At 57.2% G+C, this 22,719-nt stretch carries 27 protein-coding genes; 13 read left to right on the forward strand and 14 right to left on the reverse strand.

The window, feature by feature from the left end; genetic code table 11:
• Nucleotides 1-59: 59 nt before the first annotated feature.
• From JHD62_RS07915 to JHD62_RS07955, 9 genes are all read left to right on the forward strand, one after another.
• The gene (locus JHD62_RS07915) at nucleotides 60-902 is read left to right on the forward strand and encodes a flagellin (protein WP_199102442.1); all 843 of its coding nucleotides are present in this window, start codon (nucleotides 60-62) and stop codon (nucleotides 900-902) included.
• Nucleotides 903-980: 78 nt separating this feature from the next.
• Nucleotides 981-1,406: a flagellar protein FlaG gene (locus JHD62_RS07920; RefSeq protein ID WP_062786502.1), complete on the forward strand. Its 426-nt coding sequence runs from the start codon at nucleotides 981-983 to the stop codon at nucleotides 1,404-1,406.
• A gap of 37 nt (nucleotides 1,407-1,443) precedes the next feature.
• Nucleotides 1,444-2,802: a flagellar filament capping protein FliD gene (gene fliD, locus JHD62_RS07925; RefSeq protein ID WP_199102443.1), complete on the forward strand. Its 1,359-nt coding sequence runs from the start codon at nucleotides 1,444-1,446 to the stop codon at nucleotides 2,800-2,802.
• A gap of 24 nt (nucleotides 2,803-2,826) precedes the next feature.
• Nucleotides 2,827-3,255 carry a flagellar export chaperone FliS gene (gene fliS, locus JHD62_RS07930; RefSeq protein ID WP_062786496.1) on the forward strand — a complete coding sequence of 143 codons (429 nt, stop codon included), beginning with the start codon at nucleotides 2,827-2,829 and terminating at the stop codon, nucleotides 3,253-3,255.
• 20 nt (nucleotides 3,256-3,275) lie between these two features.
• Nucleotides 3,276-3,590 carry a hypothetical protein gene (locus JHD62_RS07935; RefSeq protein WP_199102444.1) on the forward strand — a complete coding sequence of 105 codons (315 nt, stop codon included), beginning with the start codon at nucleotides 3,276-3,278 and terminating at the stop codon, nucleotides 3,588-3,590.
• Between the two features lie 67 nt (nucleotides 3,591-3,657).
• On the forward strand, nucleotides 3,658-4,014 hold the full coding sequence (locus tag JHD62_RS07940) for a DUF2802 domain-containing protein (protein ID WP_199102445.1): 357 nt from the start codon (nucleotides 3,658-3,660) through the stop codon (nucleotides 4,012-4,014).
• Nucleotides 4,011-5,066 (forward strand): flagellar hook-length control protein FliK, encoded by a 1,056-nt coding sequence (locus JHD62_RS07945; RefSeq protein ID WP_199102446.1) that lies wholly within the window; start codon nucleotides 4,011-4,013, stop codon nucleotides 5,064-5,066. The genes JHD62_RS07940 and JHD62_RS07945 overlap by 4 nt, the downstream gene beginning before the upstream one ends.
• Nucleotides 5,044-5,376: an EscU/YscU/HrcU family type III secretion system export apparatus switch protein gene (locus JHD62_RS07950; RefSeq protein WP_178971217.1), complete on the forward strand. Its 333-nt coding sequence runs from the start codon at nucleotides 5,044-5,046 to the stop codon at nucleotides 5,374-5,376. The genes JHD62_RS07945 and JHD62_RS07950 overlap by 23 nt, the downstream gene beginning before the upstream one ends.
• Before the next feature lie 123 nt (nucleotides 5,377-5,499).
• Complete coding sequence (locus tag JHD62_RS07955; RefSeq protein ID WP_062786485.1) at nucleotides 5,500-6,366, forward strand: NAD(P)-dependent oxidoreductase; 867 nt, start codon at nucleotides 5,500-5,502, stop codon at nucleotides 6,364-6,366.
• A gap of 43 nt (nucleotides 6,367-6,409) precedes the next feature.
• On the opposite strand, the gene JHD62_RS07960 is transcribed toward JHD62_RS07955, so the two are convergent.
• On the reverse strand, nucleotides 6,410-6,703 hold the full coding sequence (locus tag JHD62_RS07960; protein ID WP_199102447.1) for a DUF1272 domain-containing protein: 294 nt from the start codon (nucleotides 6,701-6,703) through the stop codon (nucleotides 6,410-6,412).
• 264 nt (nucleotides 6,704-6,967) lie between these two features.
• Here JHD62_RS07960 and JHD62_RS07965 point away from each other — a divergent pair, with 264 nt between their 5' ends.
• Nucleotides 6,968-7,207 carry a hypothetical protein gene (locus JHD62_RS07965; protein ID WP_045846816.1) on the forward strand — a complete coding sequence of 80 codons (240 nt, stop codon included), beginning with the start codon at nucleotides 6,968-6,970 and terminating at the stop codon, nucleotides 7,205-7,207.
• Here the strand turns inward: JHD62_RS07965 and JHD62_RS07970 are convergent.
• The 9 genes from JHD62_RS07970 to JHD62_RS08010 form a co-directional block, all read right to left on the reverse strand.
• Nucleotides 7,191-7,610: a hypothetical protein gene (locus JHD62_RS07970; protein WP_199102448.1), complete on the reverse strand. Its 420-nt coding sequence runs from the start codon at nucleotides 7,608-7,610 to the stop codon at nucleotides 7,191-7,193. The two genes, JHD62_RS07965 and JHD62_RS07970, sit on opposite strands and share 17 nt — an antisense overlap.
• A gap of 241 nt (nucleotides 7,611-7,851) precedes the next feature.
• Nucleotides 7,852-8,484 carry a hypothetical protein gene (locus tag JHD62_RS07975; protein WP_199102449.1) on the reverse strand — a complete coding sequence of 211 codons (633 nt, stop codon included), beginning with the start codon at nucleotides 8,482-8,484 and terminating at the stop codon, nucleotides 7,852-7,854.
• A gap of 738 nt (nucleotides 8,485-9,222) precedes the next feature.
• Complete coding sequence (locus JHD62_RS07980) at nucleotides 9,223-11,241, reverse strand: DUF3987 domain-containing protein (protein ID WP_199102450.1); 2,019 nt, start codon at nucleotides 11,239-11,241, stop codon at nucleotides 9,223-9,225.
• Nucleotides 11,234-11,650: a CHC2 zinc finger domain-containing protein gene (locus tag JHD62_RS07985; RefSeq protein WP_199102451.1), complete on the reverse strand. Its 417-nt coding sequence runs from the start codon at nucleotides 11,648-11,650 to the stop codon at nucleotides 11,234-11,236. The genes JHD62_RS07980 and JHD62_RS07985 overlap by 8 nt, the downstream gene beginning before the upstream one ends.
• A 90-nt stretch (nucleotides 11,651-11,740) precedes the next feature.
• On the reverse strand, nucleotides 11,741-12,052 hold the full coding sequence (locus tag JHD62_RS07990) for a helix-turn-helix domain-containing protein (RefSeq protein ID WP_199102452.1): 312 nt from the start codon (nucleotides 12,050-12,052) through the stop codon (nucleotides 11,741-11,743).
• Between the two features lie 9 nt (nucleotides 12,053-12,061).
• On the reverse strand, nucleotides 12,062-12,325 hold the full coding sequence (locus tag JHD62_RS07995; protein WP_199102453.1) for an AlpA family transcriptional regulator: 264 nt from the start codon (nucleotides 12,323-12,325) through the stop codon (nucleotides 12,062-12,064).
• Between the two features lie 214 nt (nucleotides 12,326-12,539).
• Complete coding sequence (locus tag JHD62_RS08000) at nucleotides 12,540-13,043, reverse strand: hypothetical protein (protein ID WP_199102454.1); 504 nt, start codon at nucleotides 13,041-13,043, stop codon at nucleotides 12,540-12,542.
• Between the two features lie 105 nt (nucleotides 13,044-13,148).
• Complete coding sequence (locus JHD62_RS08005; protein ID WP_199102455.1) at nucleotides 13,149-14,420, reverse strand: site-specific integrase; 1,272 nt, start codon at nucleotides 14,418-14,420, stop codon at nucleotides 13,149-13,151.
• Nucleotides 14,421-14,662: 242 nt separating this feature from the next.
• The gene (locus JHD62_RS08010) at nucleotides 14,663-15,529 is read right to left on the reverse strand and encodes a YicC/YloC family endoribonuclease (protein ID WP_062786467.1); all 867 of its coding nucleotides are present in this window, start codon (nucleotides 15,527-15,529) and stop codon (nucleotides 14,663-14,665) included.
• A 101-nt stretch (nucleotides 15,530-15,630) separates the two neighbouring features.
• Here JHD62_RS08010 and JHD62_RS08015 point away from each other — a divergent pair, with 101 nt between their 5' ends.
• The 3 genes from JHD62_RS08015 (at nucleotide 15,631) to rph (ending at nucleotide 18,276) form a co-directional block, all read left to right on the forward strand.
• Nucleotides 15,631-16,599, forward strand: a complete 969-nt coding sequence (locus JHD62_RS08015) for a serine/threonine-protein kinase (protein WP_045846819.1) — start codon at nucleotides 15,631-15,633, stop codon at nucleotides 16,597-16,599.
• A gap of 10 nt (nucleotides 16,600-16,609) precedes the next feature.
• Complete coding sequence (locus JHD62_RS08020; RefSeq protein ID WP_199102456.1) at nucleotides 16,610-17,482, forward strand: PP2C family serine/threonine-protein phosphatase; 873 nt, start codon at nucleotides 16,610-16,612, stop codon at nucleotides 17,480-17,482.
• A 77-nt stretch (nucleotides 17,483-17,559) separates the two neighbouring features.
• Nucleotides 17,560-18,276, forward strand: a complete 717-nt coding sequence (gene rph, locus JHD62_RS08025) for a ribonuclease PH (RefSeq protein WP_199102457.1) — start codon at nucleotides 17,560-17,562, stop codon at nucleotides 18,274-18,276.
• A gap of 51 nt (nucleotides 18,277-18,327) precedes the next feature.
• Here rph and JHD62_RS08030 read toward each other — a convergent pair whose 3' ends face one another.
• From JHD62_RS08030 to rstA, 4 genes are all read right to left on the reverse strand, one after another.
• On the reverse strand, nucleotides 18,328-19,101 hold the full coding sequence (locus tag JHD62_RS08030; RefSeq protein ID WP_199102458.1) for a serine protease: 774 nt from the start codon (nucleotides 19,099-19,101) through the stop codon (nucleotides 18,328-18,330).
• A gap of 124 nt (nucleotides 19,102-19,225) precedes the next feature.
• Nucleotides 19,226-20,431, reverse strand: coding sequence for a hypothetical protein (locus JHD62_RS08035; RefSeq protein ID WP_199102459.1), 1,206 nt, complete (start codon nucleotides 20,429-20,431; stop codon nucleotides 19,226-19,228).
• A gap of 138 nt (nucleotides 20,432-20,569) precedes the next feature.
• A complete protein-coding gene (rstB, locus tag JHD62_RS08040) occupies nucleotides 20,570-21,841 on the reverse strand; it encodes a two-component system sensor histidine kinase RstB (RefSeq protein WP_062786453.1) in 1,272 nt (423 codons plus the stop codon).
• 3 nt (nucleotides 21,842-21,844) lie between these two features.
• Entirely contained in the window at nucleotides 21,845-22,561 is a 717-nt protein-coding gene (gene rstA / locus JHD62_RS08045; RefSeq protein WP_045847672.1) for a two-component system response regulator RstA, read from the reverse strand.
• Nucleotides 22,562-22,719: the final 158 nt, after the last annotated feature.

Below are 22,719 nucleotides of genomic sequence, written 5' to 3' on the forward strand. Positions count from 1 at the left end.
GCCGATAACTAGTCAAGGCCCACACAGTCGCCCCCCCGAATGCTCTAAGGAGAATCATCATGGCACTTACCGTCAACACCAATATTGCGTCGCTCACCGCGCAGAACAACCTGAGCAACTCCAGCACCTCGCTGAATTTGTCCTTGCAACGCCTGTCCTCCGGTCTGCGCGTAAACAGTGCCAAGGATGATGCTGCCGGTCTGGCCATTTCCCAGACCCTGACCTCCGCCATTCGCGGTAACAACCAGGCCATCCGTAACGCCAACGACGGTATTTCCGTAGGCCAGACGGCTGAAGGCGCGCTGGGTCAGATTGCCAACAACCTGCAACGTATCCGTGAAATCGCCACCCAGTCCGCCAACGGCTCGGTTAGCGACACCAACCGTTCGCAGCTGCAAAAAGAAGTTGACCAGCTGACCCAGGAAATTTCGCGTATCGTACAAACCACCCAGTTCAACGGCACCTCGCTGCTGTCTGGTGGTAACACGCTGACTTTCCAGGTGGGTTCGTCCGGTTCGACCGACAACACCGTATCGGTATCGGCATCTGACCTGACCACCCAGTTGTCCTCGTACAACTCTTCGCTGACCAACAGCGCGACCATCAACGTGTTGAGCCAGACCGGTGCCCAGGCCCAGCTGTCGGCTCTGGACGCTGACATCGGTACCGTATCGAACATCCGTTCCACCTTCGGTGCCGTACAAAACCGTTTTGATGCTGTGGTTGCCAACCTGCAAAACTACGTAACCAACCTGACAGCAGCCAACAGCCGTATCGTGGACGTGGACTTCGCGTCGGAAACTGCCAACCTGACCAAGAACCAGATTCTGCAACAGGCCGGTACTTCCATCCTGAAACAGGCTAACTCCCTGTCCCAGTCCGCTCTGACTCTGCTGCAGTAAGCTACAGTAATAGCCTAAGCTGAAGAGCCGGCCTCGGTCAGCATGCTGACCGGGGCCGTTTGTCCGGGAGTCGTTGCCATGCAAATATCATCTACGAACAACCCTGTCCTTCCGCTGACGGCTACGCCGACGGCGCGTCAGCAAAACCAGCTGACTCAGGGCAACACGGCTGATGCCACCGCCAGCTCGGTCACACCCAATACCCCGGGTGGCGTAGTTGCCGTAGGCCAGAGCCAGGCACAAAATGCCACCAATGACGGAACTCAGCAGAAAAAGCCGGATCCACTGGAATTGCAGAATTCAGTCAAGCAACTGAACGATGTGGCCAAGCTGTATTCCAGCCAGCTGGAGTTCTCGGTCGACAAGGAAACCAACATCCAGGTCGTCAAGGTGGTGGATCAGGAGACGCATCAGGTCATCAGGCAGATCCCGTCTGAAGATGCAATCCGCATTGCCAAGGCGATTGACGATTTCAAGGGCTTGCTGCTCAAGGACAAGGCCTGAGTCCGGCAGCGCTCGCATGCAAGGGAGGTAATGCCAGATGGCTTCAATCACGACTAGTGTCGGCACGCTGGATGTCCAGTCTATCGTCAGCCAGCTGATGACCATTGAGCAGCAGCCTTTGCAAGCCAGCCAGCAGCGCTCCAGCAAATACAATACCCAACTGAGTTCGATCGGTCAGATCAGCTCGGCCTTGTCCAACCTGCAGTCCGTGTCTGGCAAGATGTCCACCGGTGCCTTCCTGCAGCAATTCAAAGCCAGTTCCACCGATACCAGCATTGCCAGTGTCACCACCACAAGTGGTGGTACGGCCGGCAGCTATGCCTTGAACGTGACACAGCTGGCCAAGTCGCGCCAACTGGTGTTCGACCAGTTTGGCGGCAGTGCCATTACCGACCCCAAGGCCACGCTGGCCGGTGCACCAACTTCCTTGACGCTCACGATAGCCGGCAAGGATACCGTCATCAACCTGACGCCCAACGCCAGTGACACTGTCAGCCTGCAGTCCATTTCCGACCGTATCAACCAGAGTGGTGCCGGTGTCAGTGCCTCGGTGGTACAGAACAATGGCCAGTACAAGCTGGTACTGGCTTCGACCAATTCCGGCAGTGACAATGCCTTCACCATCAGCGCCGGCGGGACCGATTCGGGTAGCACGTCCGGTTCCACCTTGCTTGGCCTGACGCAAAGCACCACAGCGGCCAGCGAATCTGCCGCAGCATCCGATGCCTTGCTTACCGTCAACGGGGTCAGTGTATCCTCGGGCAGCAACCACCTGACCAATGTCATCTCCGGTGCCAATGTGGACATCACCAAACTGGGTCAGTCCACCATTACCATGACCTCGGACAGCAGTGGCATCACCAGTTCGCTGCAAAGTTTTGTCGACGCCTACAATCAGGTGAAATCTGCGGTAGACTCTGCACGTTCCGGCAGTCTGAAGGCCAATGCCTCGGTGCTGGCCATCCAGCAAAAGCTCACCAGCATTCTCAGCACTCCGGTGCCGGGCGTGGATGCCACGACATCCTACGCCTACTTGTCGCAGGCCGGTATTTCCATCCAGAAGGATGGCACGCTCAAGCTGGACCAGACAGCCTTTAACAAGGCGCTCAGTGCCAATCCTACTGCGGTGGCCAACCTGTTCGGTAACAGCAGCAGTACCGGTTTTGGTGATCGGCTCAGCGCTGCGGTGAATGACTTGCTGGGCCCCAAGGGGGTGATTGAAACCAGCAAGTCATCCATCAACAGCCTGATTACGTCGGAAACCAGTTTGCAAACCAGTCTGAGTGCCAAATTGTCGGCACGCCAGACCATGTATACCCAGCAATACACAGCGTTGAACGCCGTATTGTCGAAAATGCAGCAATCGACCAGCAATCTGGCCAACCTGCTGGCCTAGGACAGCTTAGAACGGTAAATAAACATGCTGAACTCCAAAATGCTCAAGCAGTTCAACAAGGCATATGAAGACGATGCCCTGAAAGCTGCCGTTTACGGTGCCAGCCCGGTGGGCCTGGTGGTATTGCTCTATGAAGGTGCCATCAAGGCCATCAACCAGGCGGGTTATGCCATTGAAGCCCAGCGTTATGATGAAAAGGCGCGCCTGGTTTCCAAAACCATCGACATCATTGATGGCCTGCGCGAGTCGCTGGATTTGCAGCAAGGCAGCGATGCCGCCAATAATCTGAACGACCTGTACATCTACATGAAGCAGCGTCTGAGCATTGCCAACCTCAAGAATGACCTGGAAATCCTGGCCGAAGTCCGCCGGCTGCTGGAAACCATCCTGCCGGCCTGGCAAGAGCTGAATCGTTCCGGCATGTCCGCAGGTGCGGCCAGTAATGCCTACTGATGCCACACGGAACCCAGGACATGCACACGCAGACCCGGTCTGAGCAAATCGGCACCATGTTGCAAACGCTGTCACAAGCGCTGGCAGCCTGTGATGCACGCGATTTCGAGCTGGTGATTCGTCTGGCCGAACAGCAAGAAGCCGAACTGGCTGCCTTCATGCCTTCCCGCAGCGATCTGACCCAGCTTGCCCAGTCTGAAAAGCTGCAACTGGAACAGGTCATTGCCCAGCGTCAGGTCGTGCAGCAACGCATCAGCGAGTGGATTGCGCAGATGCGGGAGGAAATGCAGACAGTCAGTCAGAACAGCCGATTGCTCAAGACCTATACATCGTAATGAGCGGCTTGGGTTACGGCCGGTTTCACCATACACTTAGAAAAAGTGCTGCGTGAGGGGTCCTATCATGTCCGGTTCGCTCTTTTTCTATATCGTCGTGGTCTTGTTGCTGGGTTTGTGCACAGTCTGCGGCTATCTGTATTGGCGCTTGCAGTTGCTGGAAAACCGTCGCGATAGCCTGACGGCCATGTATCTGGATCAGCAGCAGCAGCAAATCAGCACCTTGCAGCGCGATTTGTCACGCCTGATGGCGCGGCTGGAACAGCATTCGCGCAGCGAGCCTGCCAGCCTCAGTCCTTACAACCAGGCTATCGAGATGATCAAGCAAGGCATTCCGGCCTCCGAGGTAGCCAGCCAGTGTGGCATTTCACGCAGTGAGGCCGAGTTGATCATTTCCCTCTACCGAAACAATTCCACCTCATGATTCCATCCCTGCCCACCACCGCTGCTACAGGAACCCTTGCGCCGCAAACGGTCTCTTCGGTACGCCTGCTGCTGGAGGGCGGACGGGCACTGCTGGATGCCAGTGTTGTACCTGCCAAACTCCCCCCGCTGATGCTGGGCGAGCAGGTCAGTGCCCAGGTGGTGGACAGCAAGGATAATGGCCAGCAGCTGTCGGTACTGATCAAGAACAGCCTGTTCAACCTGATCGTGCCGCAGGGCATGACGGTAAGCGGCAACAACCTGTCGCTCAAGGTGGCCACGCTGGCCCCGACCCTCAGCTTTGCCTTGCAGGAGCAAACAAGCGAGGCAGCACAGGACGGCTCGGTTGAAGTGCAGCTCAGTCCGGCATCCAAATACCTCACCGGCATGCTGCAGACCAGCAAGCCCGGACTGCCTGCCACCGATCTGAGTCTGGATGTTGCCAAACAGCAACCGGCCCAGACGGCAGAAACCCTCAAGAACAATGTCAGCCAGAGTGGCCTGTTTTATGAATCGCACCTCAAGGAATGGCTGGACGGGAGGCATAACCTGTCACAGGTGCAGCAGGAACCGCAATCGCGCTTGCTCAGCAAGCTCAATGAGGATCTGGCCAGCCACGACAGCCGCAGTAACACCGCCAGTGCCAGCAGCCTGAGCCCGCGCACGGTGGCGCCCGAACTGGCCAATCTGGTGCAACGCCAGCTGGACATCGTGGAAAACCAGCAACTGCAACTGAATGGCTATGCCTGGCCTGGCCAGCCCATGCAGCTGCAAATACAACAGGAACACACCAACGAACGTACCGGCAGCCTGGGGGCGGATGAAGTCGGGGTGTGGAGTACCTCCCTGTCGCTCAAGCTGCCAGCCCTGGGTGGTGTAGCGGCGCGAGTGCGCCTGGTGGGACAGAATGTGCAGGTTTCCTTTGTGGCCGAGGAAGACGAAGCCAGCGGGTTGATCCAGCAACATGCCGAGCAATTGCAAACCGGCATGGCGGCAGCCGGGCTGACCCTGGCCAACCTGGTGGTGAAAAATGGCACAGTCACCCAAGACTGAAGAAGGCCGCAAATCAGCGGTTGCGCTGGCTTACCGGGAAGGTCAGCGCTCGCCGACCGTGGTGGCCAAGGGCTATGGCCAGCTGGCCGAGCGCATCATCGACCGTGCCAAGGATGCCGGCGTGTTTGTGCACGACTCCCCGGAACTGGTTTCCCTGTTGATGCAGGTGGATCTGGACCGCCACATTCCGGAAGAGCTTTACCGCGCGGTGGCCGAAATCCTGGCTTTTGTTTACTTTCTGGAAAACAAGGCCACCGGTGCCGACTTCGAGTTTGAATCCTGGCTGGCTAGCCGTAAAAACAAGTCCTGACCATTCCTGTTGCTGAAATCCTCCCCTCATGCTGGTAGCCCTTGTCTGTCGTCAAAAGCGCTGCCATGCTTCCCGGCTTTGCGGTAATCTTATGCTTTCCCCCTGCACACTGCTGGAGTAGATATGAAAGTCGGTTATATCGGGCTGGGCATCATGGGATTGCCCTGTGTTTTGAATCTGCTGAAAGCCGGTCATGCCGTGTCGGTGTGGTCGCGTCAGCAGCAAAAGGCAAACGCTGCACTGGAAGCCGGGGCCACCTGGGCAGACAGCCCGGCGCAGCTTGCCGCACAGGTTGATGTACTGATCACCAATGTTTCCGACACCAAGGATGTAGTGCAGGTATTGCTGGGCGAACAAGGCGCGGTACATGGCGCAGCTGCCGGTCTGGTTTGCGTGGACATGAGCACCATCTCGCCGATCGGTGCGCGCGATATCGCCCGGCAACTGGCCGAGCACGGTGTCGACTTCCTGGATTGCCCGGTGTCCGGCGGTCAGGTGGGAGCGGTTAACGGCACCCTCACCATCATGGTGGGCGGCAAGGCTGCGGCGCTGGACAAGGTTCGCCCGGTACTGGAAGCCATGGGCAAGACCATCACCCACATCGGTGACTCCGGTGCCGGTCAGGTAGCCAAGGCATGCAACCAGATTGCGGTTGGCGTGGGAGTGGCTGCAGTTGCCGAAGTGATGAAGCTGGCCAAGGCCTGCGGGGTGGACCCGGCACCGGTGCGTGAAGCCCTGCTGGGTGGCTTTGCCCAGAGCCGTGTGCTGGATATCCACGGTCAGCGCATGATTGATGACAATTATGTGCCGGGCTTCAAGGCGCACCTGCACCTGAAAGACATGGGCATTGTGCTGGATACCGCGCAACAACTGGGCATCCGTTTGCCCGAGGCCGAGCGTGTGGCCGGCCTGATCGGCCAGCTGGTCGAGCAAGGCGAGGGCGAGCTGGATTCTTCAGCCATTGCCCGGCTGATCTGGCAGCAAAACTGATTGCCTGCCGTGACATCTCGAGCCCGCCACCGTGCGGGCTTTTTTATTCCGGCTGCTGCGGTTGCGCCAGCCACTGCTGATGGGCGGCCACGTCCACCGGGCGATAACGTCTGGTAGTGGCAGCAGGGTAATGCTGCAAGTCATTGCCATGTCGTGTGTCGATGCCGGGGCGTATCGGGCGTGGTACAAAGTTACCGCCACAGTTCGGGCAGGCATGCTGTAGCAGTACCACGCAGTCGGCACAGAAGGTGCATTCAAACGAGCAGATACGGGCCAGTGGCGAGTCGGCGGGCAGGGCGCAGCCGCAATGTTCGCAATTCGGACGTAGTTCCAGCATGGTTGGCTCCCGGGAATGATAGAGGCCAGCTTGCCAGCCCTCTACCCGGCTGCACAGGGCAAATACAGCCATCATCACCGCCGGATCGCGCCATGTTGACGGCCGCGGGCTTGCGCAATGCCAGGATCCGCCACATCAGGCCGACCCATGTCAGGCCAGGCAGGAACACGCTTGCTGATGCACAGTGCATGCAAGCCCGGAACGACGCTCTGCTCTGCCACTCTAACTGCTCATGACCTGATGACAGGTCCGCAGGAGAGCGACATGGATGCCATTGATATCCTCAACCTGATGCGCCAGCACCCGCCAGCCGAGCCGGTCAGTCTGACGTCGATTCCATTGATGCTGGCGCAGGCGCTGGTGGCCATTGCCGGCAAGCTGACGGTGACTGAGCTGGAACGCCTGATTGCAGTTGGCGCTGCACTGTGTGCCCACCAGCAAGACCCGCAGTTTGACAGCGTGGCGGCGGATTTGCTGGTCAAGCAGCTTAGCGAACCGCCTTGAGTGCTTTGGCCGGTTTGCTGGTTTGCGGAGCGGATGCTGCCAAGGGCGTGGCTGCCTGGTCCGGCAGGTATTGCACCACCAGCGCCCGCAGAATGCGATAGCCATTTTCCTGCGGTGTGCCCAGACGTTCATGCCAGGTCATGCTGTCTATCGCGGTGCGCATGCCACCATGGCTATTGAGCAGAATGGCGGCCGAGCCGCCAGAGCGCCTGACCTGCTGGGCAAGGGCATGCAGCATGGTGGTGTTGACATAGGCCATGTCGTAATCGCTCACCCGTATCATGCCCATGATGCGGTAACGGTGCGGCGGATCGCCAGCATCCCAGATTTCCACCCCGTCCACGGTGCGTTTGCTGCCGCCTTCGCCGTCGATGATCTTGCTGCCATTGCGGTATTCGAACATCGTATAGTCTGTCGTGGTGCAGGCGGGCAACAAGGCCGTGCACAGTAACAGGCAGGCCATTATGGCCAGGCGGCAGGGTGAAGGGACGGATGTCGGAAAAGAGAAGTGCAGCATTACAGGCAGGGTCCGCCAGCGAGGCATGAATGATGCCCGCATCTTAACGTGCCTCAGACGCCGGCGTGCCGCGCAGACCGGCGCGAAGAAGTAAATAAATGCAAACCAGGCTGTGCACCGGGCCTGGCTAATCCTGCCAGCAGCGTAACTGGTATTGCTGCATGAAGTCCGGGGCATTGAGCAGTGCTTCGGCAAAGCTGCTGTTGGCAATGATCAGTGCCCCCTGACGCAGGAAGGCCGCCCGTACTTCCAAGGCGATGGGTTGACCGTATTTCTTGAAGCGTATCAGGTATTCGATGTCAAACCCGGCTTCTTTTCCTGCCGGGTGCCTGAAGGTGGCGACGGTGGCCGGATTGTCCCAACCGTTGCTGCATTGGCTGATCAGCTGGAACAGGCTTTGCCCGTCAGCCAGCCGGATATGCCGGGAGAAATAGACGGCGGTACGGGCTTCATCCACCCACTGACGTTTTGCATCACCGGCATCACTGGCCAATAAGGGGTTGCGCGGCAAACGCGATTTGCGCACCGCCGGGTCGTCATGGATGAAGCGATGGAACTGGTCGGCTGCCCGGCATTGCTGGCAGCCTTCGGCCTGCAGGAAACGCTGCTCCGCCGGGGAAACCGCTAACCGGACGGCCTGCCGTGACAGGCTGGGAACATAAGGCTGATGCCGGTCTGCCGGAATGGTGTCCAGCATGTCGCCATAGCTGCAGCCCGTCATGCTCAGCGCTGCCGCCATCATCAACCATTGTTTCCGCATGATGCCTCCCTGTATGCCAGTGCGCATTCTAAGGGCTGGGGCAGCACGCGTTGCCGGCCTGGCATGTAAAGAAAGGTAAGGCTCCTGCGGCGGAAAAACCGCGCAAAAAAGCCCCGGCTGGCGGGGCTTGGCTTGATTCACTGCCAGCACGTGACAGCAGACGCAGGTTTACTCGATGTTGAATCTGTTTACTGAGTAGATAGCTGAAAGCATTTCCAGTAAAGGATTGTGCTACTCGCTTTTTTGCCGTGGGTACACCCATGGGTACACGCTAAAAACGAGTGCTTGAGCTAGCACTAGCTTGTTTCATATTTTCCATGTTTCCCGTTAAATTCTCCGTAAACACGGACGCGCCACAATAAAAAAGACCGCTTTTTATAGGGGTCGCAAAATGGAAACTATCTAGCCTTGCGCCTCTGGTAGTCCTCTCGGCGGCATTGGACACAATGCCCGTCTGATGTGTACCGGGGTGAGTCGTGGCCATAGTGGCAGGGCTGGGCGGGCTGATAGAACCGTTCGCCATTTTTGCGGGCCAGTTTTTTGCGCCTTGCCGTGGTCTTGTGCCATTTAGGGGCGAGTGTCGGATATCGCTGGTAAAGCTCGGTCATCCAGTCTGACTGCATGTAAGTCCTTTCTCCGGGTTGCTACTGCTACTTTTGCTACATTTGCTACTTAGCCCAGCGAGAAAAGCTCTGGATGTAGCAGAAGTAGCAGATGTAGCAGTAGCAAATGGGCTTGCTAGTGATTGCTGGTGGGGCTGGCAAGAGTAAAGTGAGTGCCATCAAACACCAGCCATTTGCGCCGGATGAGTTCATCAAGGGCGGCAGTTCTACGCCTGCTGTCTGATCGCATCTTGCCGGGGCCGCGCTGGGCAAGTTGCTGCTTGGTGAAGCATGTCCATTGCTCTGGCTTCTTTTGCAGGAATGCCAGCAAGTCGCGTGCGTCCCTCTCTGTGGCGGATAGCTGGTGTCCGGTGGAAAGCCTCAGCCATTCCGCCAGGCTGTAGTTCACCAAGGCCGCCGCACGGTCTATGTCATCGGGTAGCACTTCCAGCTTGTCGGCTGCGTTCTCGTAGTAACGCCAGACTGCAAACACGGTGGCTACTCTCAGGGCCAGTTCACCTGCACGGCCCCCGAATGCTTGCAGGCTGCCGGTCAGATCGCCATTTTCAGGTGATAAACGGGCCTCGGTCGCGTTGTAGAAAACCAGCCATCTGGCTTTTGCATCTGGCGTGATGGTGGCGGTTGGCAGTACCAGTCCGTCATACTCATTGGTTGGCCATGGGGCATTATTCAGCTTGGTCAAAATCCGCCAGTATTGGCCTGAGCGTGCATCTGCATCTGCCCGCTTGCTTAGTGACGCCTCATCAAGAAAACGCTCACCTGCAAGGCTTGTCGGGCTGCTGAGGATGAAACGAGGCAATAAGCCTTGCTCTCTCAGTAAGGGGTCATTCAGTGATGAGGCAATGACACTCGGTTGGCCAGACAGAAACAGGCCAAAGCGCACGTCAAAGCGATAGCCACTCCCAAGCCCTTGGCCTACACGGTCGCGTTCTACGCCACGGCCATCAAACAGGCGAGTCAGTACCCCCAAGGCCCCTGCACGGGTTTCTGCCTTCATGCTGTGGCCATCAAAAAACTGTGCAGCCTCATCACTTGACCATGACAGGGCAGGACGGCTGCCTTGTACAAAATCGCGGGCAATCTTTTCTAACGTCGAATCGCTGTAGAGCGTGCGCGGATCGCTGGGCAATTTGTTGGTTGGTTCTTCTTCGTTTTTCCGGCTGGCCTTTCGCTCCTGCATGGCTGCGTCATAGTCCTGCTTATGCTTTTGTCGGGCCTCTTTCTCTGCGCTATCTATTGGGCGCGTGGCGAGGCTAAAACAAGCACTCTTGCGGTCGCCACTGTTGGCCAGACTCAGCACAAACAGGCTGCAAGGCATTGGCCCCATCTTGGGGTGATCTGCATTGGCAGTGCGCTGGGCAATGTGTGCTACGGCTGCCAGTACGGCCATGGCTGCCAATGGCTCAGGGGCTTGTACATGCTCGGCAATCGCTTGGGCAGCCTGTTGCATCGCTCCCGGCAGGCAATTGGCAGGCCACTGCGTTGGCAATGTGTCGCGCTCGAAAGATTCCGGCCCGGTGGCTGGTACTTCAATTAACGGCAGTTGGGCTAGTTCGGCGGGCTGGTGTTTTGCAAGCCAGTCCGCTGCATCACCCTTGTCAGGCAGGGATAGGGCAGATACGTCTATAACCTTGGCTGATGCCACACCAGAGGCAGCCAATAAGGGCAGGCAGGCTTGCAGATACTTTGCCCCGGCTTCGTCATTGTCAGGCCAGAAAATGACGCTACGGCCCCTCAATGGTGTCCAGTCGGCTGCATTGGCACTATCAGCGGCCCCGCTGGTGACTGCTACATTGCCTAGCCTTAGTAGAGCATCGGCTGCTTTCTCGCCTTCCACTACAAAAACAGTGTCATCCGGTTGCAGTGCCAGGGCGTACAGGCCATAAAGTGGCTTGCCAGCATCGGGCGCAGATGGCTCACCAATACGGTATTGGCTGCCATCGTGGTGCATCGGTCTGATCCACTTTTGGCCATTGGAATGCTTGCATCTGATCCGCCAGTAAAGCGTTGCCCCGCTGGTGTCGGCGTAAACGTGCAAGGCTTCCAGCGTGTAGCCTCCGGCAATGGTGCTGCTTGCCAATCTGCTTGCGGCTTTGCGTGCGTCCTCGCTGGCGGTAATCACAAGGTTAGTCATGGCTCATTGCTCCCAGCATGGTGGCGGCTTCACGGAAAGTCTGGCCCGTTAATAAACGCTGAAAGGCCAGCACGTCCCCGCCCTTGGCCTGGCAGGCATGGCAGACAAATGCGCCGTTTTCTACGTTTACGCTCAGGCTTGCATGGGCATCATCGTGGAAGGGGCAGCGCGTCATGCGCCACGGCCCACTGCCCCGTAAGTGCATGGCCTGCTGTTGTTCGTAGTACGTAAGCGGTGGCGGTAGCAGATTGCGGTTGAATTGGCCTGATAATGTGCCATCCTGATCTAACGAGAGTGATAGACCCCTTTTCTGGCCCGTTCTGCGGGCTGTTTCTTTTGGTGCTGATTGCTGGCAGCAATATTGGCTAATGGCAAAATTAATCGCATGTTTCATTGCGTTTGGTGTCATGATTTCTTCCTTCGGACGTACCGCGCCCTATTTCCCGTTATCGGCCTTGGGACGCGGCCTCACTGTTTGAATTGTCAGAGTGGATAGGTTTTAGGTTGGGCGTGATCTGGCTATGCCATGCACCAGGACATATAAAGCCATCCGGCGATGTGGTCGGCCATAGTCATCAAATAGTGGTATTCTGAAAGATTGAATTTCATAACCTTGCAGCTTCAATTCATGAATACGGGCTGCCGGATGTAAGATATTCAGATGATTGCGAGCGTGAAACGTCGATACCGGGCCTTGTAATAAGGCCAACAATAAGCGATTGCGTTGTGCAATGCTGCTGGTGTCGGTAAAATTAGCCTTGGTGTCGGCGCTCGTTGCTACTTTGGTAGTGCGGGCGTTTTCTTTATCCACGATGCCCCCTTAAGCCACTTGGCCTTGTTCGTCCAGCCATTGGCGGATAGCCTCGGCACGCCAGGCTGTCACGCGCTCGGACAGTTTGACTGGGGCAGGGAACGTCCCTTGGCGGACACGCCGCCAGACGGTGGAATCAGAAAACGGGATGATCTGGCGCAGGTCTGCAAGCCGGACAAAACCGGTGGCAGGCAGTGCGCCGTAGGTAGCAAGCTGGTTGGCTTGGATTGTGGCAATATGGGTAGTTTTGCCGATAGTTGCAGGGGCTGTCATGTGGGTTCACTCCGTGTTTTGTGGTACGGAGTGGACTCTATCTGGCAGTTGGCACTTAGCCAGGCTAAATGCCGTTTTTTGCTTTTCTTATGATCTCGCGAAACCGTCGGTGTCCAATTGATTTTCGTATGTCATCATCGGTCGTGCCACATAGATAGAAGTATTTCTCATTGTCAGGCTTTTCACTTGAGCAATGAGTCACTTCGGCTTGAGATCACCTCTCTAGCTCGGGCTTGAATGATTCCCAAAGTTCTGCCAGCGTCATGTCTAAGTTATTTTTGTAATAACTAATAATTAGCTCATTGAGTGTTTTTCCATAAATATTTTTCTTTGGGCGAGGGCGGCTTGCTGCGCTCTTTTGTCTCTTTGTTATGTTTTCCCTCTCGGCCTCATCGCTATTAATAGCTGATATTGTTAATGATAGACCGGGTGGTAGTGGATTGTCTTTTTCAAACTGAATGTAATCAGACCTGCTCATTGAGTTTTGGGCTTCAATGTATTTTTTTGCTAGGTTGATCCTTGGGGCCACTTCTGATGCTAATTGAATCATTAATCCGAATGTTTTTAGCGTGTATGGTAGGCACTCTAAAAATTCCTCCTCCGTTGCTTCCCGCTTATATAGCCTCATGGCATCATGATTAATTATTTTTTTTATTTTAACCAGAACATCATCTGGTATGTTTATAAGCTCCCCGTCCAATAAATATTTCATTGGCATGATGCACCCCTTCAAGCGCAAGCCTTCAAATGATGGTGCCACTCACCGGCCGGTGAAGGTGTCCGGCTTTTCCCCCGCTAAGGGTAGTGAGTGGCCAAGCTGGTGTCAGGCTGTTTTCTTCCGGCCCTTGGTAATCGGTGTCACGTTGTACGCTTCGCCCTTGTCCAGGGCATCCAGCAGTCCAGCCCACTTGTTCAGGGCGTCGCGCCGTTCGTTGTAATAGTCATGCCGGTTGTAAATCCCTTCCACGCCCTTGATCTTGTGATTCAGGCAGCGCTCGGCCACGACTGGATCAATGCCCAGCTCGGCCAACTGGGTGCGGGCAGTGCGGCGCAGGTCGTGCACGGTGAAGTCTGGCACGTCGGGCATGTGCGGCTTGACCTTGCCTAAGGCGGTGCCAATGGTGCCTTCATGGATGTGGGGAACCATGCGGTGCTGCATCTTGCGGGCAGGTAATACCCAACTGCTTGGCGCAGCCATTGTGTGAAGCTGTTGCAGCCATTCAATAGCCAAGGCGGGCAGGGGTATATCAATCGGCTTGCCGGTCTTGCTGCGTTCACCGGGTAGGTGCCACACGGCATTGGCTAAATCAAACTCCTCCCAGCGGGCGGCGCACAGTTCCATTTTGCGGACGCACAGCAGCAACAGCAGCCTGATTGACAGGTCATTCTCCACGCTGAAACCACGGGCCAGCTTCATGGCTGCAAACAGCTTGGCAATCTCGTCGCGGGATAGGGCGCGGTCGCGGGCTTCTTCTTTACCGCCTGCATCGTTCAGGTCGAAGGCGCTGGCCGGATTGATTTCCAGAATGTGGCGCTTGATACCGTAGTCAAACATGCGGCGCACCCATCGCAGGGTGTCATTGGCAATGCTGGGCGCTCCCCGTTTGACGATGGTTTGCAGCATGTCATCAATGTGGCGGGGCTTGATGTCCTCCACCTTCATGTGGCCAAGTGCTGGGCCTATGTCCTTGTCGATGCGGCGGCGGATAATATCCGGGTGCTTCCAGCGGCCTAGAATCTGGCGTTCGTAATACTCATTAGCCAGCGCCAGCATGGTAATGGCGTTCTTCTCCTCCTCGATCTTGGCCAAGGCCGCAGCCTTGCGCTCTTGCTTCTCTCCGGCCACGTCATAGCCCAGTGCTACACGGGCGGCCAGTTCGCGGGCAGTCTCGCGGGCCTTGGCAAGGGATAGCTCGGCATAGGTGCCCATGCCCATTGCCCTGGCTTTGCCAGCGAACTTGTAGTGGAAGCGCCAGAACGGCACGGAATAACGCTCAGGAAAGCAAAGGTAAAGCCCATCGCCATCAGATCGTGCGTCGAAGCGCTCCCCTGCCTTGATCCAGGCCTTGATTTGCATGTCTGTCAGCTTTGCCATATTGCGCCCCGAATAGTGAGTGTCAGCCCCAAGCCCTTGCCGCTGCTGGATCAGCAAAAAACAGAACAGCGAATAGGGGTGTGTACACACTTGCCTAAGCTAAATCAGCAGTATGTACACCTATGTGTACACGCCAAGTATGCGCTTTGTTGCGATGGAGTGACACGACCTGAAATGAAAAAAAGCCCCGACTGGCGGGGCTTCTGTTGGTTCGGTGCCACGGTGTGACACGACCTGAAAGTTTACTCGATATTCTGAATCTGCTCGCGCATCTGCTCGATCAGTACCTTCAGCTCGACGGATGCCTGGGTGGTTTCGGTGGAAACCGACTTGGAACCCAGCGTGTTGGCTTCACGGTTCAGCTCCTGCATCAGGAAATCCAGTCGTTTGCCGGTCTGGCCGCCAGCCTTGAGGATGCGTTTGACTTCGCTCAAGTGGGTGGTCAGGCGGGAGAGTTCCTCATCCACGTCAATCTTCTGGGCAAACAGTGCGAATTCCTGCTTGATGCGGTCATCCTCCACATTGCCCAGCGCATCTTGCAGGCGGCTGGACAGCTTGTTCATGTAGGCATCCAGAATCAGGGGCAGCTTGGGCTTGATGGTGGCAATGATGCCTTCCATCGCGGCAACGCGGTCATGCAGGATCTGCTTGAGCTTTTCACCTTCCCGGGCGCGGGAGGCATTGAAGTCCTCCAGGGCGGTGGTCAGGCTTTGCAGGCACAGTTGCTGCAGGACTTCCGGTGCCAGGGTGTTGGTTTTGAGAATGCCTGGCCAGCGCAGCAGCTCGCCCACGGACAGGCCCTTGGCCTGAGGCGCTTGCTGTTCAACCTGGGCGGCCACTTGCAGCAGGCTGGCCAGGAAGTCGCTGTTCAGTTCCAGTGTCGGATTGTCGGCCTCCAGCTGATTGAGACCGACACGACATTCCAGCTTGCCACGGCTGACGCGTGATGCCACCATCTCACGCAGCTGTGGCTCGATGATGCGCAACTCTTCGGGCAGACGCATCTGGACATCAAGATACCGGTGATTCACTGCACGGACTTCCAGGCTGAGCAAACCGCCGGGAAAGTCTCTGCTGATGGATGCAAAGCCTGTCATACTTAGGATCATTGTGGGCCCCCGCTTGTGGTGTCATTAAAATTCAGAACAGGGCCCGAATTGCTGTGCATGCTCAATTCCGGGCCAACGAACACTATAGCAACTGCCATGTCATGACTCAATCCAGCCAACTGACTGCCTTGCCGGTAGGTTATCGCCTGGCCGAGTACACCATTGTCCGCCAGCTCTCTGTCGGTGGTTTCAGCGTCGTTTACCTGGCGCTGGACGATGCAGACCGCAAATACGCCATCAAGGAATACCTGCCGCGCAACCTGGCCCAGCGGGATGAAGAGGGCATGGTGACGGTTCCGCACGAACTGGACCGTGACGCCTTCAATCTGGGCCTGAAATGCTTTTTTGAAGAAGGCCGTATCCTGGCGGAAATCAGCCACAAGAGCGTGGTGCACGTGAGCAATTTTTTCCGTGCCAACCAGACCGTTTACATGGTGATGGAATATGCCGATGGCCGCTCGCTGGGTCGCGAACTGGAACTGACCGGCGGACGCCTGGAAGAGCGCCGGATACGCAAATGGTTTGCTGCCTTGCTGTCCGGCCTGCGCGAAGTACATTTGCACCGCCTGCTGCATCTGGACATCAAGCCGGCCAATATCTACCTGCGCCGCAGCGGCTATCCGCTGCTGCTGGATTTCGGCGCAGCCCGGCAAACCCTGTCACGGCGCGACAAGCATTTCGCCTCCATGTACACCCCCGGCTTTGCTGCGCCGGAACAATATGAAAAAGACCAGCCGCTTGGCCCGTGGACCGATATCTACGCCGTTGGTGCCTGCCTGTATGTCTGCATGGGTGGCAGCACCCCACAGGCTGCCCAGCAGCGCCTGCAAGCGGACAAACTGGTACCGGCCAGCAAGCTGTTTCGCCACTATTATTCCAAAGAGTTGCTCGAATTGACCGACCAATGCCTCAACCTGGCGCCGGATGCCCGTCCTTCCACCGTATTGGCCATACAAAAAAGTTTGCTGGATACCAGTTACAGCCAACCCGAACCGATGCCGGAGCCCGCCGTGGCGGCCAAGCGGCTGGTAGGCTGGATCAAGGGCCTGGCCGGCGGCCGTTCTTCCTGAGGAGCATGCGATGAAATTATCCCTGTATCAGGAAAGCCGCATCGGAGGCCGCTCCTACAATCAGGACCGCCAGGTCATTGCCCACTCGCGTGAGGCGGTAATGCTGGTGGTGGCCGATGGCATGGGCGGACATTTGCAAGGCGAGGTGGCCGCACAAATCACCATCGACCTGATGAGCGAGCTGTTTTACCAGCAGGCAACGCCCAGTCTGTCCCATCCCAACCGCTTTCTGGTGAATGCCATCAGCTCCACACATCAGGCCATTCTGGACTATGCGGCAGATCACCGACTGCCGGAAATTCCCAGTACCACGGTAGTGGCCGCCATCATCCAGCAGGGCATGTTGCACTGGTGCCATGTGGGCGACTCTCGGCTCTACCTGCTGGACGGCAAGCAGGGCATGCGCTTGCGCTCGCGCGACCACTCACAGGTCCAGCGCCTGATTGACCAGGGCAAGCTGACCGAAGAGGGTGCGCGAACCCATCCTGAGCGCAACAAGATCTACAACTGCCTGGGTGCCACTACCGATCCGGATATCGACATTGGCGAAAAGCAGTTGCTGCAGCCTGGTTGTTCGGTGCTGCTGTGTACTGACGGCCTGTGGTCGCAGATCAGCGATAGCGAGATGGAGAAGGTGTTCATCGGCCGGGCGGTAGGACAGGTGATGCCGGCCCTGATGAATGTGGCCGAGCGTCGCGCCGGCAGCAATGGCGATAACTTGTCCGCCGTGGCAGTAACCTTGCTGGATGATGGTGCCGAACTGGCGGGCAAGCCCGATACGCTCGATACAATGGTCACGCCGCCGCGTTATGCCGGCCGCCAGATTCTCGACCCCAATCTGGAGCTGATGCATCAGGAAATCCTGGGTAGCAAACCAGACTGAGATCGCCTTCCGAATTTTCATCAGACAGGTGATGTCGCAGGAGATCACCTGTTTTTGTTTCATACAGGACACCGAAGATGCGACCTTCTCAACGAAATAACGACGCTTTGCGTACCGTTCGTCTTACCCGCCATTACACCAAGCATGCCGAGGGCTCGGTGCTGGTTGAATTCGGTGATACCAAAGTCATTTGCACTGCCAGTGTGGAAGAGTCTGTACCGGGTTTTCTGAAAGGCAAGGGCAAGGGCTGGGTGACGGCGGAATACGGCATGCTGCCACGCTCCACCGGCAGTCGCATGCGGCGCGAATCAGCCGCAGGCAAGCAAAGCGGCCGTACTCAGGAAATCCAGCGTCTGATTGGCCGTTCGCTGCGTGCGGTGGTGGATATGGAAAAACTGGGCGAACGCCAGATCCAGATCGACTGCGACGTCATTCAGGCGGATGGTGGCACCCGTACTGCCAGCATCACCGGTGCTTTTGTCGCACTGCATGATGCCATCAGCGGTCTGATCGCCCAGGGCAAGCTGACACAAAGCCCGCTGCGCGATTTCGTGGCCGCCATTTCTGTGGGCATCCACCAGGGTGAAGTGGTGCTGGATCTGGATTATCTGGAAGATTCCGACTGCGAAACCGACATGAATGTGGTGATGACCGGCAATGGCCGCTTTGTCGAAGTGCAAGGCACCGCCGAGGGCGAACCGTTCAGCGAGGAAGAAATGGCCGCCATGATGCGCCTGGCCAAACAGGGCATCAGCGAACTGATCGCCCTGCAACGACAGGCTCTCGACCTGTAAGCCAGTAACAGACGCTGGCGCTATGTTCGACAGGGGCTTTTGCCCCTGTTGTCATTTCCGGGAACGACCTTGCTGGATGAACTGCTGCAGCTGCTGGTAGAACACCGGGCTGGACAGCGCCATATTGTCTTCCTTGCGGCGGCGCGCAGCCACCGGGGCCGAGCTCTGGATGCCGATCAGCGTCATGCGGCCATTGATGCGTGCCAGAATGGGCGAACCGCTATTGCCTTCCAGCGTGTCGCAGCGGTGGGTCAGGCGGCCATCAGCCAGCAGGCCGGTCGCCTGGCAATTATTGTGAACCAGCAGGTGGGTGAGGTCATCCAGCGGATAACCGCCGTTGGTAACCGTGTTGTGGATGCCTTGCAGCTGCTGTTTCAGTGCCTGGCTGTCGCCGGCAAATACCGGAATCACCCCGCGGCTGCGGCCCAGCGGCTGGCTGAGCCTGACAAAGGCAAAATCGCGCCCGGCGATTTTCTTGGGAATATAGGTACCGTCCGGACGATGCTCCAGCCCGGCCAGAAAAGTCTTGTCCACCTGCACTTCGCGGATGGCGCTTTGCTCGCTGAATTCATTGCCGGCCAGGCCAACCGTGAAGCTGATGGCCGGATCGAAACGCCCATGCTTGTTGATGAAGCAATGCCCGGCGGTCACCACCACATCCTCTGCCACCAGCGTGGCAGTGCACACCAGATGGCTCTTGGTTTCCAGTTGCCCGACAGCCTGCCACACGCCGCTGTCCGGGTCTGTCTTGACGCGATCATCCTTGCCGAAAAACAGCACCAGTTGTTCGGCCGTGGGTTTGGCCTGTGCAGCCAGGGGGAGCAAACAAAGACTCAGGGCAAGCAGGGTAGTGCGCAACATAGGGTGGGTTCCAATGCAATCGGGGCGCCGAAGCGCCCCGAAGGTAAGACTCACAGCCAACCGGGGTCAGCTGTCGTATCCGTGCGAATTACTTGGCAGCGGAAGCGGCTTTTTTAGCCTTTTTTGCCGGAGCGGAAGCTTCAGCAGCTTGGGCTTTCTGAGCGGAAGCGTCGGCTTTCTTGGCAGCGTGCTTTTTAGCGTGGTGCTTTTTGGCAGCGTGCTTTTTGGCCGGAGCGGAAGCGTCAGCAGCTTGTGCTTTCTGAGCGGAAGCGTCTACTTTCTTGGCAGCGTGCTTTTTGGCGTGCTTTTTGTGAGCTTTCTTGGCCGGAGCGGAAGCGTCAGCAGCGGAAGCAGCGGCTTGGGCTTTCTGAGCGGAAGCGTCTACTTTCTTGGCAGCGTGCTTTTTGGCGTGCTTTTTGTGAGCTTTCTTGGCCGGAGCGGAAGCGTCAGCAGCGGAAGCGGCAGCTTGGGCTTTTTGAGCGGAAGCGTCTACTTTCTTGGCAGCGTGCTTTTTAGCGTGCTTTTTGTGAGCCTTCTTGGCCGGAGCGGAAGCGTCAGCAGCTTGGGCTTTCTGAGCGGAAGCGTCTACTTTCTTGGCAGCGTGCTTTTTGGCGTGCTTTTTGTGAGCTTTCTTGGCCGGAGCGGAAGCGTCAGCAGCGGAAGCAGCGGCTTGGGCTTTTTGAGCGGAAGCGTCTACTTTCTTGGCAGCGTGCTTTTTAGCGTGCTTTTTGTGAGCCTTCTTGGCCGGAGCGGAAGCGTCAGCAGCTTGGGCTTTCTGAGCGGAAGCGTCTTTCTTGGCTACTTTCTTGGCTTTCTTGGCCGGAGCGGAAGCGTCAGCAGCTTGGGCTTTCTGAGCTGAAGCGTCTTTCTTGGCTACTTTCTTGGCTTTCTTGGCCGGAGCGGAAGCGTCAGCAGCTTGAGCTTTCTGAGCGGAAGCGTCCTTCTTGGCTACTTTCTTGGCTTTCTTGGCCGGAGCGGAAGCTTCAGCAGCTTGAGCTTTCTGAGCGGAAGCGTCTTTCTTGGCTACTTTCTTGGCTTTCTTGGCCGGAGCGGAAGCTTCAGCAGCTTGAGCTTTCTGAGCGGAAGCGTCTTTCTTGGCTACTTTTTTGGCTTTCTTGGCCGGAGCGGAAGCTTCTGCGGCTTGAGCCTTCTGAGCGGAAGCGTCTTTCTTTACTTTCTTCTCAGCCTTCTTGGCCTTGTGGATAGCTACCGGAGCGGAGGTATCAGCAGCGAAGGAAGCAGTGGAGGTCAGGCCAAAGGCGGCGGTCAGAGCGAGCAGAGCCAGCTTTTTCATTTTTGTAAAACTCCTAAGTTCATCTTGAAAATCAAGTTTGAAGGCGGACAGATAGTCCTATTCAGGGGGGCATCCTAACGGTGCTGCACGGCAACGTCTACCCACGCCATGTTTCTCAATGTAACTAAATGTACATTCTCATGTTGGCCAACGAATAATGAAGCGTGCGCCACCCAAGGGTGAGGTTTCCACCTTCACCTCGCCATGGTGCAGCCGTGCAATGCCGGCAACGATGGCCAGCCCCAGCCCGTGTCCGCCGGTCTTGCGGCCACGGCTTTCATCCAGCCGGATGAAGGGGTCGAACACCCGGTCCCGGTCTTCTTCCGGAATACCCGGGCCGTCATCGTCCACCATGATGATGCAGTTGCGGTCTTCCATGCGAAGCGTGGTCTGGATAGTACTGTTGGCATAGCGGCGGGCATTGGACAGGAAGTTGTCCAGCGCGCGGGTGACCAGATACTGGTCAGCCAGAAAGTTCAGCGTTTCTTCCGCCGGTTCCAGCCAGTTCAGTTCCGGGGCCAGCGTGGCTTGCTCATGAATGCGCTCGCGTGCCCAGCTGACAGCATCAAACTGCGTCAGCTGCAAGGGTGCTTCCGGCCGGTCCAGCTTGGCATGAAACAGCAGTTCTTCTACCAGCGAGTCAATGGCGGACAGGTCTTTTTCGATGGCTTTCTTGGCCGGGGAGTCCTCATCACCTTCCAGCAGGGCCAGCCGGTAGCGCAGACGTGCCAGCGGGGTGCGCAGTTCGTGCGCCACCGCATTGGTCAGTGCCTTCTTGCTTGCCAGCAGGGCGGCAATGCTATCTGCCATATGGTTGAACGCTACGCCGACCTGGCGTACACCGGAACGGCTGGGCAAATGCACCCGGGCGGAAAAATCGCCGCCAGCCAGTTTGCCGGCTGTTTTTTCCAGGGTGACCAGGTCTTTCCAGTGCGGTTGCATCCACAAGAACACCGGAATGGCCAGTGACAAACCCAGCAAGGCCAGCAAGGCGTAATCCACCGACTTGAGCTGATGGAGGAAGAACAGGTAGCGCAAGGGGCCGGCAACCAGCAAGTAATTGCTGTCCTCTATCTTCTGCAGGAACAGGTACTTGTCCTCCAGCATGACGATTTCGCCGTTGTTGAGGGCTTCTTCCGATTCTTCATCCAGCAAGTAGTTGCTCTGCTTTTCCACCGTCACCTTGAAGGTGAAGTCATGGTTGGAGCTTTGGAGGGTTTCGGTCCAGCGATCTTCCGGCACACCGTGCAGGTCGGCTTCGATCAGCGACAGGGTGGTGCGCAGCAAGTCCGACAGATAACGCTCGCCCACATCATCCACTGCCTGCTTGTAAACCGCGCCCACCATGACCACCGCCACCATGAAGCAGGTGACCAGCAGCAGGTAAAACTGGATGAACAGACGACGCATGGATTATTCCCAGCCGGACAAGGAGAACAGGTAGCCGCGGTTGCGCACGGTCTTGATGCGGAAAGGCTCGGTGGGGTTGTCGCCCAGCTTTTTGCGCAGGCGGGAAATGGCCACGTCAATGCTGCGATCCAGTCCGTCATAGCTGACACCGCGCATTTCCTTGAGCAGGATGTCGCGGTTGAGTGTTTCGCCGGCATGATTGGCCAGCAACCACAGCAAGTCGAAGTCGGAGGTGGACAGTGCCACCTTTTCCTTGCCCAGCACCACATCCCGGCTGACCGGGTCGATGGACAGCTGGCCGAATACCAGTTTGCGCTGGGTCTTGACTGGTGCGCTCTCGCTGGCAGCCTGGGCCGGGCGCATATTGCGCAGCTGTGAGCGCAAGCGGGCCACCAGCACCGACGGCGGCGTGGTTTTCAGGATGTAGTCATTGGCGCCCAGTTCCAGCCCCAGAATCTGGTTCATGTCGCTGTCCAGCGAGGTCAGCATGATGATGGGGCCGTCAAAGTTGGGTCGCAGCTCGCGGCAGATGGACAAGCCATCCTTGCCCGGCAGCATGATGTCCAGCAGCACCATGTCCGGTGCCTCTCTTTCAATGGTAGCCAGCGCCGTATCACCACGCGGCTCTATCACGACGTCCATTTCGTGGCGGGCTAGAAAATCGCTGATCAATTCGGCCAGATCAGGGTCATCTTCAACAAATACGATACGGTAGGTCATGCCTGCTCATCCATCCGGTTGACACAATACGGGGGGAGTATGGCCTGAGGCCGACTCAGACTCAACCGTACAGCACGAGGACTTGAATCTGAGTTGGATCAGAACATTCGTAATAACCGGCTGGAATGTACGGTTTTTCTTGCTAATATGCATTTCAG

Origin of the sequence: Aquitalea sp. ASV11 (assembly GCF_016429185.1) — a bacterium.
Lineage (GTDB): Bacteria > Pseudomonadota > Gammaproteobacteria > Burkholderiales > Chromobacteriaceae > Aquitalea > Aquitalea pelogenes.

Coding starts and splice junctions, on each gene's coding strand:
- JHD62_RS07915 (WP_199102442.1), top strand. CDS start 60: ATGGCACTTACCGTCAACACCAATATTGCGTCGCTCACCGCGCAGAAC.
- JHD62_RS07920 (WP_062786502.1), top strand. CDS start 981: ATGCAAATATCATCTACGAACAACCCTGTCCTTCCGCTGACGGCTACG.
- fliD (WP_199102443.1), top strand. CDS start 1,444: ATGGCTTCAATCACGACTAGTGTCGGCACGCTGGATGTCCAGTCTATC.
- fliS (WP_062786496.1), top strand. CDS start 2,827: ATGCTGAACTCCAAAATGCTCAAGCAGTTCAACAAGGCATATGAAGAC.
- JHD62_RS07935 (WP_199102444.1), top strand. CDS start 3,276: ATGCACACGCAGACCCGGTCTGAGCAAATCGGCACCATGTTGCAAACG.
- JHD62_RS07940 (WP_199102445.1), top strand. CDS start 3,658: ATGTCCGGTTCGCTCTTTTTCTATATCGTCGTGGTCTTGTTGCTGGGT.
- JHD62_RS07945 (WP_199102446.1), top strand. CDS start 4,011: ATGATTCCATCCCTGCCCACCACCGCTGCTACAGGAACCCTTGCGCCG.
- JHD62_RS07950 (WP_178971217.1), top strand. CDS start 5,044: ATGGCACAGTCACCCAAGACTGAAGAAGGCCGCAAATCAGCGGTTGCG.
- JHD62_RS07955 (WP_062786485.1), top strand. CDS start 5,500: ATGAAAGTCGGTTATATCGGGCTGGGCATCATGGGATTGCCCTGTGTT.
- JHD62_RS07960 (WP_199102447.1), bottom strand. CDS start 6,703: ATGCTGGAACTACGTCCGAATTGCGAACATTGCGGCTGCGCCCTGCCC.
- JHD62_RS07965 (WP_045846816.1), top strand. CDS start 6,968: ATGGATGCCATTGATATCCTCAACCTGATGCGCCAGCACCCGCCAGCC.
- JHD62_RS07970 (WP_199102448.1), bottom strand. CDS start 7,610: ATGTTCGAATACCGCAATGGCAGCAAGATCATCGACGGCGAAGGCGGC.
- JHD62_RS07975 (WP_199102449.1), bottom strand. CDS start 8,484: ATGCGGAAACAATGGTTGATGATGGCGGCAGCGCTGAGCATGACGGGC.
- JHD62_RS07980 (WP_199102450.1), bottom strand. CDS start 11,241: ATGACTAACCTTGTGATTACCGCCAGCGAGGACGCACGCAAAGCCGCA.
- JHD62_RS07985 (WP_199102451.1), bottom strand. CDS start 11,650: ATGACACCAAACGCAATGAAACATGCGATTAATTTTGCCATTAGCCAA.
- JHD62_RS07995 (WP_199102453.1), bottom strand. CDS start 12,325: ATGACAGCCCCTGCAACTATCGGCAAAACTACCCATATTGCCACAATC.
- JHD62_RS08000 (WP_199102454.1), bottom strand. CDS start 13,043: ATGCCAATGAAATATTTATTGGACGGGGAGCTTATAAACATACCAGAT.
- JHD62_RS08005 (WP_199102455.1), bottom strand. CDS start 14,420: ATGGCAAAGCTGACAGACATGCAAATCAAGGCCTGGATCAAGGCAGGG.
- JHD62_RS08010 (WP_062786467.1), bottom strand. CDS start 15,529: ATGATCCTAAGTATGACAGGCTTTGCATCCATCAGCAGAGACTTTCCC.
- JHD62_RS08015 (WP_045846819.1), top strand. CDS start 15,631: ATGACTCAATCCAGCCAACTGACTGCCTTGCCGGTAGGTTATCGCCTG.
- JHD62_RS08020 (WP_199102456.1), top strand. CDS start 16,610: ATGAAATTATCCCTGTATCAGGAAAGCCGCATCGGAGGCCGCTCCTAC.
- rph (WP_199102457.1), top strand. CDS start 17,560: ATGCGACCTTCTCAACGAAATAACGACGCTTTGCGTACCGTTCGTCTT.
- JHD62_RS08035 (WP_199102459.1), bottom strand. CDS start 20,431: ATGAAAAAGCTGGCTCTGCTCGCTCTGACCGCCGCCTTTGGCCTGACC.
- rstB (WP_062786453.1), bottom strand. CDS start 21,841: ATGCGTCGTCTGTTCATCCAGTTTTACCTGCTGCTGGTCACCTGCTTC.
- rstA (WP_045847672.1), bottom strand. CDS start 22,561: ATGACCTACCGTATCGTATTTGTTGAAGATGACCCTGATCTGGCCGAA.